The 14,387-nt window shown below is 61.7% G+C and carries 9 protein-coding genes; 5 read left to right on the top strand and 4 right to left on the bottom strand.

Translation table 11 applies throughout. The features are described 5' to 3' along the window. Positions 1 to 36 precede the first annotated feature (36 nt). Complete coding sequence (locus O6Y00_RS16240) at positions 37 to 1,278, top strand: MFS transporter (RefSeq protein ID WP_353443632.1); 1,242 nt, start codon at positions 37 to 39, stop codon at positions 1,276 to 1,278. A gap of 51 nt (positions 1,279 to 1,329) precedes the next feature. Then, complete coding sequence (locus O6Y00_RS16235; protein WP_353443631.1) at positions 1,330 to 2,328, top strand: sugar kinase; 999 nt, start codon at positions 1,330 to 1,332, stop codon at positions 2,326 to 2,328. Positions 2,329 to 2,377: 49 nt separating this feature from the next. On the opposite strand, the gene O6Y00_RS16230 is transcribed toward O6Y00_RS16235, so the two are convergent. Next, positions 2,378 to 4,024, bottom strand: coding sequence for a DUF5597 domain-containing protein (locus O6Y00_RS16230; protein WP_353443629.1), 1,647 nt, complete (start codon positions 4,022 to 4,024; stop codon positions 2,378 to 2,380). 235 nt (positions 4,025 to 4,259) lie between these two features. Here O6Y00_RS16230 and O6Y00_RS16225 point away from each other — a divergent pair, with 235 nt between their 5' ends. Then, entirely contained in the window at positions 4,260 to 6,560 is a 2,301-nt protein-coding gene (locus O6Y00_RS16225) for a glycoside hydrolase family 31 protein (protein WP_353443628.1), read from the top strand. Between the two features lie 362 nt (positions 6,561 to 6,922). Next, positions 6,923 to 7,201, top strand: a complete 279-nt coding sequence (locus O6Y00_RS16220) for a hypothetical protein (protein WP_353443626.1) — start codon at positions 6,923 to 6,925, stop codon at positions 7,199 to 7,201. A 583-nt stretch (positions 7,202 to 7,784) separates the two neighbouring features. Here the strand turns inward: O6Y00_RS16220 and O6Y00_RS16215 are convergent. Beyond that, a complete protein-coding gene (locus tag O6Y00_RS16215; RefSeq protein ID WP_353443625.1) occupies positions 7,785 to 8,756 on the bottom strand; it encodes a LysR family transcriptional regulator in 972 nt (323 codons plus the stop codon). Positions 8,757 to 8,829: 73 nt separating this feature from the next. Here O6Y00_RS16215 and O6Y00_RS16210 point away from each other — a divergent pair, with 73 nt between their 5' ends. Further along, entirely contained in the window at positions 8,830 to 9,777 is a 948-nt protein-coding gene (locus O6Y00_RS16210) for an alpha/beta hydrolase (RefSeq protein ID WP_353443624.1), read from the top strand. 427 nt (positions 9,778 to 10,204) lie between these two features. On the opposite strand, the gene O6Y00_RS16205 is transcribed toward O6Y00_RS16210, so the two are convergent. Further along, positions 10,205 to 11,455: a histidine-type phosphatase gene (locus tag O6Y00_RS16205; RefSeq protein WP_353443623.1), complete on the bottom strand. Its 1,251-nt coding sequence runs from the start codon at positions 11,453 to 11,455 to the stop codon at positions 10,205 to 10,207. Between the two features lie 8 nt (positions 11,456 to 11,463). Then, the gene (locus O6Y00_RS16200) at positions 11,464 to 14,040 is read right to left on the bottom strand and encodes a TonB-dependent receptor (RefSeq protein ID WP_353443622.1); all 2,577 of its coding nucleotides are present in this window, start codon (positions 14,038 to 14,040) and stop codon (positions 11,464 to 11,466) included. Positions 14,041 to 14,387: the final 347 nt, after the last annotated feature.

Below are 14,387 nucleotides of genomic sequence, written 5' to 3'. Positions count from 1 at the left end.
TCGACCCGGAATGTCGGGCGGTATCGGGAGAGGTTGATGGAAGAGACTGCTAAACGGCCGCTCGCGGCATCGCGCTATCGCTGGGTGATCTGCGGGCTGCTGTTCGTGGCCACGGGCATCAACTATGTCGACCGGCAGATGATCGGGCTGTTGAAGCCGACGCTTCAGACCGAATTCGGTTGGAGCGAGGGTTCCTACGCCGACATCGTGTTCTGGTTCCAGGCCGCCTATGCGATTGGCTATATCGGCTTCGGCGCGGTCATCGACCGGCTGGGCGCACGGATCGGCTATGCCTGCGCGTTCACGATATGGACGATCGCGCACATCCTTCACGGCTTCGTCCACGGCGTGATGGGGTTCGGCATGGTCCGGTTCCTGCTGGGGATCGGCGAGTCCGGAAATTTTCCTGCAGGGTTGAAGGCGGTCGCGGAATGGTTTCCGCCTGAAGAGCGCGCGCTGGCGACCGGCATCTTCAATGCCGGCTCCAACATAGGGGCGATCGTGACGCCGCTCGTCGTGCCGGCGATCACGCTGGCGTTCGGGTGGCGCGCGGCGTTCATCATCACCGGCGTGGTCAGCTTCGTCTGGCTGTTCGCGTGGCTGTTCTTCTATCGCCTGCCGCACCGCGTCGTGCGCGATCAGAGCGTGTCGATCGCACCGCCGGCAAAGCTCGGCTGGCGCCGTGTCGCGGGCATGCGAGAGACCTGGGCGTTCGCGATCGCGAAGTTCCTGACCGATCCGGTCTGGTGGCTCTTCCTATTCTGGCTGCCAGATTTTCTGCACCGCCGCCACGGGCTAGATCTGCGCACCTTCGGACCGCCGTTGGTCGTCATCTATGTGCTGTCTGATCTGGGCAGCGTCGCGGGCGGATGGCTGTCATCGCGGATGATGCGCGCGGGCCTTACCGTCAATCGCTCGCGGAAGATCACGATGCTGATCTGCGCAATCGCAGTGATGCCGGTGTTCGCCGCGCAATATGTCGACAGCCTATGGGCAGCGGTCGCGATCATCGGGCTGGCGGCCGCGGCGCATCAGGCGTGGTCGGCGAACCTGTTCACGCTGCCGTCCGACATGGTTCCGCAGAGCGCGATGGGATCTGTGATCGGCATCGGCGGCGCGGCGGGGGCAGTCGGCGGCATGCTGATGGCGAAATACACCGGATTCGTGCTCGAACGCTTCGACAGCTATTGGCCGATATTCCTAGTCGCCGGCAGCGTGTACCTGTTCGCGCTGCTGATCATTCAATTGCTCGTGCCAGATCTAAAGATACGATCCTGACATGACGACATTGAGCCTGAGGATCCAATCGGCTGGTAGGAGTAGGAGTTGATGGGACGTTTCGTCGCATTCGGAGAGATCATGCTCCGAATGTCGCCGCCGGGTCGCGAACTGCTGCTCCAAACACCGCGGTTCGAGACATGGGTCGCTGGCGCGGAAGCAAATGTAGCGACCGCGTTGGCGTTGCTCGGCCATGAAACTTCGATGGTGAGCGCTGTACCTGACGATGCGCTTGGAGATGCAGCGGTGCGAACGCTGCGCGGTCATGGCGTCGACACACGAGGCATTCAGCGACGGCCTGGACGCATGCCGTTGTACTTCGTGACAAGCGGCGCAGGAATGCGCGCCACCGACGTCATTTACGACCGCGGACACTCGGCGTTCGTTAAGGCGCCGCCCGAAAGCTGGGACTGGGAGACGTTGCTCGCGGGCGCTGACAGATTGCACCTATCGGGCATTACCCCCGCTCTAGGCTGTGGAGGCCGCGCACTGGCGCTGCAGACGGCGGAGGCCGCGACATCGCGCGGCATTCCCATCTCGTTCGACGGAAACTACCGCGAACGGTTGTGGGCGACCTGGGACAGTCGACCGCGTGAGACGTTGCTTGAGCTAGTGGCACTGGCGGATGTCGTGTTCGGCAACCGTCGTGACATCGCCCTCCTGCTCGACGAACGCTTCGCATCGATGCCCGAACGCGTCGCAGCAGAGGCAGCGTTCGCCGCGTTCCCCAAGCTAACCTTACTCGCGTCCACGCGGCGCGAAGTCATCGATGTCAATCACCACTGCGTTTCCGCACGGATCGACCTGCGCGATAAAGAGGTGGAGACAAACAAAATGCAAATCACTGGCATCGTCGATCGGATCGGTACTGGCGACGCGTTCGCTGCCGGTGTTCTCCACGCACTACGCGGCGGTGAAGACGCCCGCGGCGCAGCAGAGACCGGACTGGCGCTGGCGGGTTTGAAGCACTCGCTGCCAGGTGACGCGTCACTGTTCAAGCAGTCGGATCTGAACGCGCTTAAGCAGGGGGGGTTTGACGTTCGACGGTAATGGGGTGAGTAAAGTTGGACTGACTAGCTGAAACGTCCTCCGCGCACGTTTAGCGATAGCGACCCATCTTGACCTTGAGCCACACCGGCCTGTCCGTAAAATTCAGACCATAATCGGTCTGGTCGCCATTCCATACCCGGTCCATCAGCCATTCACCGTTCTGGAAGCGCCCTTCTTCGACGCGTAGAACGATGCCGCCAGCCGCCGCACCCGCGCGCGGCGAGAAGGTCATGCGGACATGGTCGCCGGCTACCAGAAACTCGTCGGACGACAACTGCGCCACAACCGCGCCACCGACCGGTTGCGTCGCCCAGGACGGCGCCTCGGTCTTGATCCAAGTCCATTCCTTCAACCCCATCTGCCATTCGCCGTAACTGGCAGTGACCGACCATTCACCCATCACCTTTGACCGGCTCGATCCGTCGTCAGGTCTCGCCGTGCCCCAAGTCGGACGCTCGAAGGCGATGCGTGGCCAGTCGCGTCCCATGGCCGCGAACAACGCGTATTTGTTGGCGAACGCACCAACCGTCGGGGCATCCAAGAGCTTTGCCCCCAGCGGATAATTTAGATAGCCCGTGTCATCCATACCGAAAGGCGAGAAGCCGATCGCACCGCGTCCTAGTGCGGCATAGAGGAAGCGCGCATATTCTGCGGCGTTGCCAATCTCCGGCACCATAAGCGCGTTGTCCGGGCGCACGAAGCCATCGAGATACAAGGCGACATGGTTCTCGTCGCGATCGTAGATGTCGGGCGCAGCGAAATCGACCGCGGGCGCGGCAACCTTCCAAATGTCAAGCGTGTCCTGCTGCGGGCCGCCGCTGGCCACATCGCTAACCGCCGGTACCTTGGTCGGATCTGCTAAGCTCGCGTTCACGTACATCGGGAGAGGCTTCACTGCCTTGCCGGCGGCGGCGATCTCTCCAACGAAGCGTGCAGTATGCCATGTATTGAACGCACGGTCCGCCTGCGTGCCAAACACTGCGGACCATGTGCCCGCGGGTTTGCGCAACGCACGTGTCAATTCGGTGGGGACGGCCATATTGAAAAGTCTGTTCGCCTCCGCCCCGAAATCCCTTGGCGAGCCGTAGCTGCCTGTCTCGTTCTCGGGCTGAATTAGAATGACGGTGTTCAGAGGGTCATGCTTTTTCAGATACGTCATCATCGCGACAAACGCCCGCTTGTCAGCCTCCATCGTAGCGCTGAACATCGGCGAATGGACACCGTGGACCTTACCGTCGCGCGTCTTCATACGGGGGAACCGCCGATCGTCGAGCTTGAACCAGTCGGGAGTGTACCCCGGGCCGGTGTTCTTCCAAGTACCAAACCACAGCAACACGACCCGCTTGTCATGCGCACGCGCCTGGTCGAGCAAAGTCTGCAGGAACGAGAAATCGAAACGACCCTCGATCGGTTCTACCTGCTGCCAAGCGATGGGCACCTCTACCGTATTCGCGTGCAAACGGTCCAGCATCGGCCATACTTTCGGCAGCTGCGATGCATAGTTGCTGCTGTTGTTTACCTGCGCTCCGAGCATGAGGAAAGGCGCGCCGTCCACCAGCAGCGCATGGCGTCCGTTCTTGGTTACGACGTGCGGGATTGGGCTAGTGGAGGGGTTTGCGAAGGCAGAGATGGCGCAGAACGTAGCACCAAGTGCCAACGCTATGGATAGCACTCCTCCACCCTTGGCTTTCTGCATAGCACCGCTCCCATACACAATTATTGAACTTCGTTTGTGCTAGCGCTAGCACCGCACGCTACGCAATCCGTAAAACGGTAATATGAACGATCGGATTGCCGGACCCTGACGTAGCAAAGTCAAAGTTGGACACCATCCGATGCATACTTTCAAAGCACGCCTGCCCTTTCGGTCCTCCAAGGCCCTTCGCCGGCCCCTGCCCCGCTCACCCCTTCGTCTGATCGTTCCGCTAATGATGGGAGCGTCGTTAGCGACGCTCGGCACCACCGCCCTTGCCGCACCGATCGCGACGGTCGATCGCAACGGCAGCCTCGTCTCCGTCGAAGCCTATGCCCCCAACATCATCCGCGTGACGATCGCGACCGACCGCGGACAGGTCGACGCGCCCCCCGGCGATGGTCCCAATGCAAAGCCCGATGCTGCCGGCTGGACGCATCGTAACGACGCAGGCGCCGACGTCTTCACCTCGTCCGCGCTGTCGCTGTCGGTCGACGCGAAGCCCTGGCCCAAGGCGCCGACGCAGATGGAGCGCTATTTCGCGCCGTCGCTGCCGCCGGTGTCGGTGACGATCCGCAAGCCCGACGGCACCATGCTAACGCAGATGACCGGCTGGGAAATGGCACCGCACACCGTCAATGGCGAGAAGACGTTCCGCGTCGGCGCGAGCTTCGCCTCGCCTGCCGACGAGCATTATTACGGCCTGGGCCAGAACCAGGAAGGCAAGCTCGACCTGCGCGGTCGCACGATCGACTGCCGCCACAATTACGATGCGCCGGCGGGCGAGACGGTCTGCGTGCCGTTCATGGTCACCAACAAGGGCTACGGCATCGTCTGGGACAATCCGTCCTCGACCGTCGTTTCCCCCGGCCTGCACAGCGCGACGCACTGGCAGTCGGAAGTCGGCGAGCGCGTCTCGTTCTTCGTCATCACCGGCGTCACTACCGACGAGATATATGCCGGCTACGCCACGCTGACCGGCACCACGCCGTTGCCGCCGAAGGCTGCGTTCGGCCTCATCCAGAGCAAGGCGCGCTACGAGACCGAGAAGGAACTGCTCGACGTCGCCAACGGGTATCGCAGCCGCGGCCTGCCGCTCGACATCATGGTGCTCGACTGGTTCTACTGGTCGCGCATGGGCCAGCTCGACATCGACCGGACCTATTTCCCCGATCCCAGGGGCATGAACGACAAGCTGAAGTCGATGGGGATGCATTCGATCATCAGCGTCTGGCCGCGGTTCGAGAAGGAATCGCGGTACTTCGACCTGCTGTCGAGCAAGGGCTGGCTGCTCAAGGACAAGGACGGCAACGTCGTCGACGGCCTGCCGATCCGCTCCGACCGCGCGGGCGCTCTGCTCGACAGCACCAACCCCGATGCGCGCCACTGGTTCTGGGACCGGATCCGCGACAACATCGCCAGCCAGGGCTTCGACTGGTTCTGGCTCGACGAGACCGAACCAGACCTCGTGCCCGACGGCAGCTTCTATTCGATCGGTTCGGGGGACCGTTATCACAACGTCTTCCCGCTGCTCCACACGATGAGCGTGGCGGACGGGTCGGCGAAGGATCGCCCCACGATGCGCAACCTGATCCTGTCGCGCGCGGCCTATCTCGGTGCGCAGCGCAACGGCGGGCTGTTCTGGTCGTCGGACATCAAGTCGACCTGGGAGGCTCTGCACCGCCAGATCCCCGCCGGGCTCGGCTTCACCGCCAGCGGCATGGCCTATTGGGGCAGCGACATCGGCGGGTGGCAGTGGCCCAACGGACCCAAGGCGACGCGTCCGGTGCTGCTCGATCCCGCGGGCGCGACCGCAATGGCGCCCGACTACGCGGATTATCCCGAGCTGTTCACGCGCTGGTTCGGATACAGCGTGTTCACGCCGACATTGCGGATCCACGGCCAGCGCCCGGCCACCGCGATCTGGCAGTACGGCACCGCGGCCGAGCCCGTCCTCGCGAACTTCCTGAAGCTGCGCTACTCGCTCATGCCGTACATCTATTCGCTCGGGCGCCACACGTATGAGAGCAATGCGCCGATGATGCGCGCGCTGTTCATGGATTTCCCGAACGACCCCAACGTCGCCGACATGGGCGACGAATATATGTTCGGCCCCGCCTTCCTGGTCGCCCCCGTTACCGAACAGGGCAAGACCAGCCGCCCGGTCTATCTGCCCGCCGGAGCCGACTGGTATGACTATTGGACCAACCAGCGCTTCGCCGGCGGCCAGACCGTCACCGCGAGTGCTCCGATCGACAAGATCCCGCTGTTCGTGCGCGCCGGGTCGATCATCCCGATGGGCGTCCAGGTGCCGAGCACGGCGACCGCGCAGGCGCTCGAGAGCATCCGCGTCTTTCCCGGCGCCGACGCAAGCTTCGCGCTGTACGACGATGACGGCGTGACCAACGACTATCGGACCAAGGGCGGGCGCAAGGCGGTGCTACGCTGGGACGACAAGACCCGGCGGCTCACCGCATCGGGCAAGCTGCCGACCGGGCAGGACGCCGCACCGCTGGTCCAGATTATCGCTGCGAAGTGATATATCGTTTGCTTCTGCATGCCGTGGTCGCGGTTGTCATGTTAACAGTTGGGGAGCTTCGAGTGAGATCTGGTTTTGCCGCAAAACTGATACCGTGCGAGCACCGCTGCAGTCGCAATCGCGTTCTGGGGATCGTTAGCATGGGCCGGGATGGAAGAGTCTGCATCGCGGAAACTTCGAAATCTATGCCGCCTTTAGCGTTACGATGTTTTGCTCAATGCAGCGATAGTCTCCGCAGGAGGAAAGACGTTTTATCCCTGGCCGCAAGACACTTCTCGGTTGCGAAATCTAGGTAGGCTGCAGTTGGCATTGATGTTAATCTTAGCGTTGATTTCATTGGCCTTTTTTGCAAACGTGACTGAATGAAATATTTTATCGATCCCGTCGCAATTGCTCATGCGCAAGGAATACGAGCGGGGCGCTCTCTGGATGGCACGCCGTTCGACTGCCCTTGGCCAATGCAGAATTACGAAGCAGTACGCGCTTGGTTCGCAGGCTACAGCGTCGGCGCGCTATTGGATTCGTGCGGCTCAGTAGAAAATGTCCAAGGTTATACTACATCCAATACAGCAAAGTCTAAAGGCTTGCACGCAGATGTAATGGACAAGATCGCAGCGAGTGGTAGTTCAACGCGGGAATAACGCACACAGACGAGCATTATTCTCCATATGCCGCTTTCGGCCGGGTATTACGAACCCGATGACGTGGAAGCGATCGTTCGCTTGGGGGGTTCCAGAGGCAGAAGTTCGCGCGGCCTTCGACCGTGCTAATTGGGAAGACGATCATTTTTCCCCCTTCCGGTAAAGGCCGTTAAATCCCACTGGGGTCGAGGTAGACTTTACGCAATCACTGCGACCTTTCTGGACGAGACCAAGCATTCTGGATACGTAGGCGAAGGACGCGACTACCTGGTCGTATTCATCGATGAGGAGCAACACGTTTTTAGTGCGCGGTTGCCTGAGATCGACCGCGGCCTGCCGCTACCGATCCGCGTGAACAACTGCGTGACAGGGGAGCAATGGACCTTCTCAACGAAGTGAGGACAGTCGTTCACGTACAGCCGACCGCCAGGTCCCGGCGTCAATGATGATGCGGGCACGACGACGGACAAGCGAGACGACTTCTCTCAACGGATCCAATTATGGCATGTAATTGCGAGACATAAGATCTTATCCCGCCTCTGATGCTCACACGCTAAAGGAATGGCTTCACCAGCGTTCCCAATCAGATGTCCACCGCCCGGATACGCCCCTCTTCATCACTCATCGGGTTTGCAAGACGTTCAACAAGCAACTCGATGAAAAGCCTTACCTTTGGCGATAAATGCCGTCGGCTTGGGTATAGGACTGCAATTGGGATCTCGGGCGTGGCATAATCTGGCAGCAGAAGCTCGAGTGCGCCGTTCTCGATGTCACGTTCGATTAAGAAGCGTGGCAGGCAGGCAACACCTAATCCCGCAAGGGCAGCATCCCGGAGCGCGCCGGCACTATCCGAAAGTAGCACAGGCCGTGCCGGGATTCTGATGATAGGTTCGTATCCGGCCTGTAGGACCCAAACACGTGGATTTTCCCGTGTACCGGACAAAAGCTGCCGGTGAGCCGCGAGATCCTCGATCACGAGGCATTTGTCATGACGTGCGAGATAGCTGGGCGATGCGCAGAGTTGCCCAAACGAGCGGGCGATGACGCGTGAGATAAGTTCGGAAGATACCGACGCCGTGCCGAAGCGGATGGCGATGTCGAATCCGTCTTCGACAACATCTACGACGCGGTCGGTGAAACTAGCTTCGGCCGAAAGGTCCGGCCATCGCTCAAGATACGCGCCGAGGATGGGCAGGATGATCTGCCGCCCGAACGCCTCGGTCGCTGTCACGCGCAGCACACCACGCGGGCGAGCACCGCCTAGCTGAACGCTGTTTTGTGCATCTTCGAGATCAGCAAGGATTTGTCCGGCCTTTTCGTAAAAGCTCTGCCCGTCCGCGGTCAGCCCGACGCGACGCGTAGTTCGGTGTAGCAGGCGCGCGCCCAGTATCTCCTCAAGCCGTGCGATCGATTTGCCGGCAGCCGAACGGGTCAGGCCGATGCGTCTTGCACCCTCATGGAACGACGCGGTGTCAGCGACGGCGACGAACGCCCGCAGAATTCCGATATCGGCTAATTCCTTCACAAGCGTTCCTTTAACGATCCCCGTCAGCACCAGTTACGGGAAGCACATTCGCTAATAGCGCAGCTATATGGGGGAAAGTAGAAAAGAAAGCCTGGAGACTGCAATGACACTATCGTCCAATGTACTTACGCTCCTTGCATCGTGGCAGGACGCCGCAACCGACGTTGTCAGAGCGGTGCAAGGCGACGGCACGCTCAGTTTGCAGGAAGCTCGCGACGGCTATTTTAACGGGCTGGAAGCGCTTCTTCCCTCGCCTGATGGCGTGCGCTTCGAGACGGTGGAAATGGACGGCGTCCCAGCGATGCTCGTGACACCCGACGTGGTCGAGGACGGACGCGCACTCTTTTACATGCATGGAGGGGGTTATGTGCATGGCGCCCCCCGGGCCTATCGAGGGTTGGCCGGCCACTATGCAAAGAAGTTGCGCGCGCAGGTTTATGTGCCCGACTACCGGCAGGCACCTGAGTTTCCCTTCCCGACGCCCATAGACGATACGTTTCGCGCCTATCGTGCGCTGTTCGAGATGGGACATAACCCCTCGCAAATCGCAGTATCCGGTGATTCAGCGGGCGGGGCGCTTGTCGTGACGATCATGCGCAAGGCTCGTGATGCGGGCGTGCCGATGCCCGTCGCAGGCGTCGCGATCTCGCCTTGGGCGGATCTGGCGCATGCTGGTCCTTCCGCACGTACCCGGGATGGCCTAGACCCATTGTGCAGTGTCGAGTTCCTCGATCGCCTCGCGCGCCTGTTTCTTGCCGGTGAGCTTGCAACCCATCCGGATGCCTCTCCTGTACATGCGGATGTCCGCGGACTTTCCCCGATCCTTATTCAAATGGGGGAGAACGAGGTAATGTTGAGCGGTGGGATCGCGCTGGCTGAGCGCTTGGCCGAGCAGCGGGTGCGCGTGACTCTAGAAGTCTGGCCTGGCATGTTCCACGTCTGGCACAGCTTTGCCGGGCAAATGGCTGAGGCGGACGAGGCGCTCGACAACGCCGTCCATTTTCTGAACCGCGAATATGCACGCGCGGATCAGCAAAGGATCGTGCTGTAGATTTGCTTTCTTGAAAAAGAACGGCAAGCGAGACGGCCGAGGCGGAATCGATCGAGTATCGCGAACGCCGATGTCGTTTCACCCATCGTTCCTAGTCGATACAGCGCTGGCTACTTTGATCGCCTACCTGTGAATCGGCGCCGAAAGTGGGCCACCGTTGAATTTCGACCAAGACCTTGAAAAAAGCCGTCGTATTTTAACAGAGGCGGGGTCCCGATCGGCGCCGATCGGAACCCCGTCACAACCCAAACTTTCCAAAAGATCACAGCTGGTTACCTTGCCTAGAGCGGGGTCCCGCTTTCGGCACCGATCCACAGGCCGTGACATTGCAACGATATGATGGGGGATCAGGGCATTTGCCGGCCGCAACCCTAAAGGACGCCGATAGGATTTACAAAAGGGCATTCGCAGAACTCGAGCGCGATCGCTATTGCTGTTTTCCGACGAGGCGGGCGGTCATCAAGGCTTTGAACGCCGCCATCGTGCACAGCCCACGGATGCCACGCGCAGAACAGGTCGCAATCGGCATAACGGTGCGATAGGGCTTTATGGCGGATCCGAACGTCGTTAGTCCGCGGATTTGGTCGAGCGTCTGCGAGCGATAGACCGCGCGGACGTAGCGCTGCCCGGCGGGGTCGATCAGCCGCTCGAACATGATCGCACCACCGGGGGAAGGGTCGTCGACGGCGAGCCCCGGCACGCGCCAATGGAGGTCGAGCAGACCGGCGAGGCTGGCGACGTTGGTGTCATGGCCGGAGAGCACCGTAATCGTGGGCGCATCGACGGAAGCGTCGCCCAGCGCGTCGCGCACCAGCGGCCCGATCCCTGCCATGTTGGCGGCCGCGACGTAGCGTGGGCGTGCGAGCAGGCGGAACTCGACCGCGTGAAACTCGGATGCTTGGGCGATGTCGGCGGCCGTGGCACGTCCCCAGCCAATTTCGGCCATCGGCTTGCCGTCGGCATATTCGAGCAGCAGGATCTGCGCCACGGTCGACGCGCGGTCGAGCGCGCCGCTGAGCTTTGGCCGGCTGCCGGGCTTGATCGGCGCGAGCGCAGAGGGCTCGCCAGCGACACCGCACGCCTTGCGCACCGACCCGCACAGGATCCGATCGAGCCGCGCCAGCACGGGACGCAGACGATGCTCTTCGCCAGCCACGCCACCGGGTCCCGCGTCCGCGATCACCGCGGCGCGGGCAGCGGCGGCGTCGAACGCGACCGCTTTTTCATCGATCGGCGAGAAGATCGGATCGCCGACATCCTGCGGCCGGTGCGTGATGTCCACCGGGCAACCGGGCGCGACCGCCGCGCCCCAGACGTCGGCGGTCGCGATCGTCCGTTGATCGCTGTCGGCGACCATCCTGATCCTGGCGCACCCCTGGCGAGGCATCACGCCGGTCGTCACGAAATCCGCGCGATCGGCAGCGGCCAGGCGGCGCAGCGCGTCGGCGCCGTGCTGCGTCAGATAGCCCGGCTTCACGGGCCATTCGGGCCATGCGTTCGCAGCCGTTCCCGTGGGCATCGGCGGCGACTTGGTCGGTGGGCGGACGCCGTGACGCATCAGCATCACGACCCGGTCGACACGCAGGCCAGCGGAAATACGCGACTGGCCGCGCGCGACCGTTCCGCTGGAAGCCAGACCGATCGCGACGGCGACGGACAGTAGGGGGATCGATCGCATGGCCATTCCTAGAAGTGCAGCTGTGCGCCCCAGCGCACCGACATGTCGTACCGCTCGCGCTCGACCAGCTGCGCCTTGGTGCCGATATAGCGACGCCAGGGCGCATCGGTCAGGTTGGTCGCGCTGGCGAAGAACGTCAGCTCGGGCGTCACCTGATAGCTCGCATTCACGTCGAGCTGGCCATTGTTATCGGTGTATTGATCGAGCGCCGCGGTCGCGCCCAACGTATCGAGATAGGCCGAGCGATAGGAAAAGGCGGCGCGGACCGCGAAACCGTATTTCTCGTAGAAGACCTGCGCGGTGCCGACATGCTTGGATTGCAGGAACAGCGGGATGTCGCCGACCCGCGATGGCGCGCCGAGGATCGTGCCGTTCCCGTCACCCCAGATCCGCGTGAAATTGGCGCTGACGCCGAAGCCATCGAGCGGCGAAGGAAGGAAGGTGAACCGCGTCTGGAGATTGACCTCCACGCCGTAGACCTTCGCCTTGTCGATGTTGAGCGCGGTCGAAACGGTGGCGTTGGTCAGCGACTGACCCGCGAATATGCCGGTCTGACCGAGCATCGCCTGTTGATAGATCGGGTTGTCCAGCTTCTTGTAGAAGCCGCCGAGCGACAACAGGCCCTCGCCCGGAAGATAATATTCGATCGCGCCGTCGAAATTGAGCGCCTTGTAGGGTTTGAGGTTCGGATTGCCCTGCGCAACCGAAATTGGCGACGTCGTCTGGTCGACCGACACGAATGGCGCGAGCTGCGCGTAATTGGGACGACCGATCGAGGTCGTCGCCGCGGCCCGCACGACCAGCTCGTCGGTCAGGTCGTAGCGGGCGTTGAGCCCGGGGAAGACGTCCGTATACTGCTTCGACCCGATGCTGTTGAACCCTGAATTGATCGATGAGGTCGCGGTGATCAATTTGGCCTGGCTTCGATCACGGGTCTGTTCGACGCGGACGCCGGGAACCAGCGTCAGCTTTTCGAACTTGAGCGTGGCCATTGCGTATCCGGCGATGATCCGCTCCTTCACATCGTAGTCATTGGCGAGGCTGTTGTTGATCGAACCCCCGGTATTCAGCGTGATCGTGCTGGGATTGGCGGCCAGCAACGCCTGTGCGCGATCGTAATCGATGCGAGGCCCGAACGTATAGTCGCTGCCGTAGAAGCTTGTATCGCCAAGATAGGACACATTGGCCAGCGTAAAGGTACGGCCCGACGTCAGGCCATAGGTGACATAGTCGCGATTGTTAGTCTTGTGCCGATCGAGATATTTCGCGCCGATCTTGATCGACGACCCGCTACTGCCAAAGCCAAGCGGGATCGTGTAGTCGAGCCGCCCCTGGGCCAGCCGCTCGATCGCGAGGCGACGATCGTAATTCACGCTGTTAAGCGAATAGGCAGTCTGCGCCACGCTGTTGGTCGGCACGAAATCATACGGCGTGTCGGACACGTCGTAATTCACCGTCAGCGCCGTACCCCCGGTCCGGAAATTATACTCCGACCGCAGCGGATCGCGCTTCTCCGCGCGCGCATAGCCCCCGGTGATTGCGAGATGACCCGGCCCTAGGTCGAACTCGCCGCCGCCCTGCACCGACTTGGTGTTGTCCGACTCTTCGCGCCGTCGCACGCGCACGCTGCCGCGACCGCGAAAGGTCCCGGTCGTGGCGGTCTGGTTGGTAAAAGCGGACTCGTTGTCGATGATGAACTGGTCGCGCGTCTCGTTGTCGTCGAACGCCGAGTAGGTCCCGCGCAGGAAGAACTTGGTCGTGTCACTTGGCCGCCAGTCAAGGTTGAGCACCGCGCCTTTCCGGGTCCGTGTCAAGTTGTAGTCGCGCAGGCCATATTGGTCGGGCACGACGGATCCGTTTGCGGCGACCGGCGCGCGATAATTAATCGCGCCCTGGAAGTTCTCCGATTCGATCGGTCGTCTCGAGTAGTTGACCGATAGGACCGCACCGAATTGCTGTTCGGGGCCAAAAAGGCCGCCGACCTGGATGTCGCCCTCGTAAGGGTGGCCGTCGTTAAGCTTCGACCAGCCATAGGCCAGCCGGGCGTCGGCGAAATACGGCTTGTTGCGGTCGAACGCCGACAGCGTGCGCACGTCGACCGACCCGCCGATTGCGTTGGCATCCTGGTCCGCGGTCAGCGACTTGGTGACGACCACCGCATTGATCAGCGCGGACGGGATGTCGTCGAGCTTGACCTGCCGGCCCTCTGGCTCGGGCGCGGGCAGTGTCATGCCGTTGAGGGTCACGTTGACCAGATCGGGATTGATCCCGCGGATGATAACGTAGCGACCCTCGCCCTGGTCGTTGGCGATCGACAGGCCGGGGATGCGGCGTACGGCCTCGGCGACGTTCTGGTCGGGCAGCTTGCCGACGTCGTTGGCATATATGGCCTCGACGAAATTGTCGGCCTTGCGCTTCTCCTCGATCGCCTTGCGTTCGCCGGCGCGCGTGCCGGTGACGACGATGTCCGCGGATGCGGTCGTGTCCGCGGGTGCAGCGGGCACATTCTGCGCTTGCACGCTCGCCGCGCAGAACGCGCTTGCCGCGACGCCGGCCGCCAAGCCAGCCTTCGAAATACTGATCATATGTTGGTGCGCCCTAGGCCATACTTTAGGCTCGCCTAAGACCGCTCCGCGACTTTGGAGCGACAGAATGGTGACAGTTTCATGTCACCTCTACCGAAGGCAAGCGCGATCCGTAAGCGCTGTCGTCGCCGCGATCATAAATCAACAACTCGGCGACGTTCAGCTTCGTGCAGATAAGCGAGGCTGGCCGATTGGCGAAGCCACTGGCGGCGAGCTGACCGGCGTTCGATCGAGACTGGCCCAATCTGTCCACCGGCGCCGAAAGTTGGACCCCGGCAGGTTTTACCTAAACCATTGAGTATGTGACTCACTTATTAGGCTCAGGGTTTCCAATCGGCGTCCATCGG

The sequence above is a fragment of the Sphingomonas faeni genome (genome assembly GCF_040407565.1).
In the GTDB taxonomy this organism is placed as follows: Bacteria; Pseudomonadota; Alphaproteobacteria; order Sphingomonadales; family Sphingomonadaceae; genus Sphingomonas; species Sphingomonas faeni_F.
This window is presented reverse-complemented; position numbering and strand designations above follow the sequence as displayed.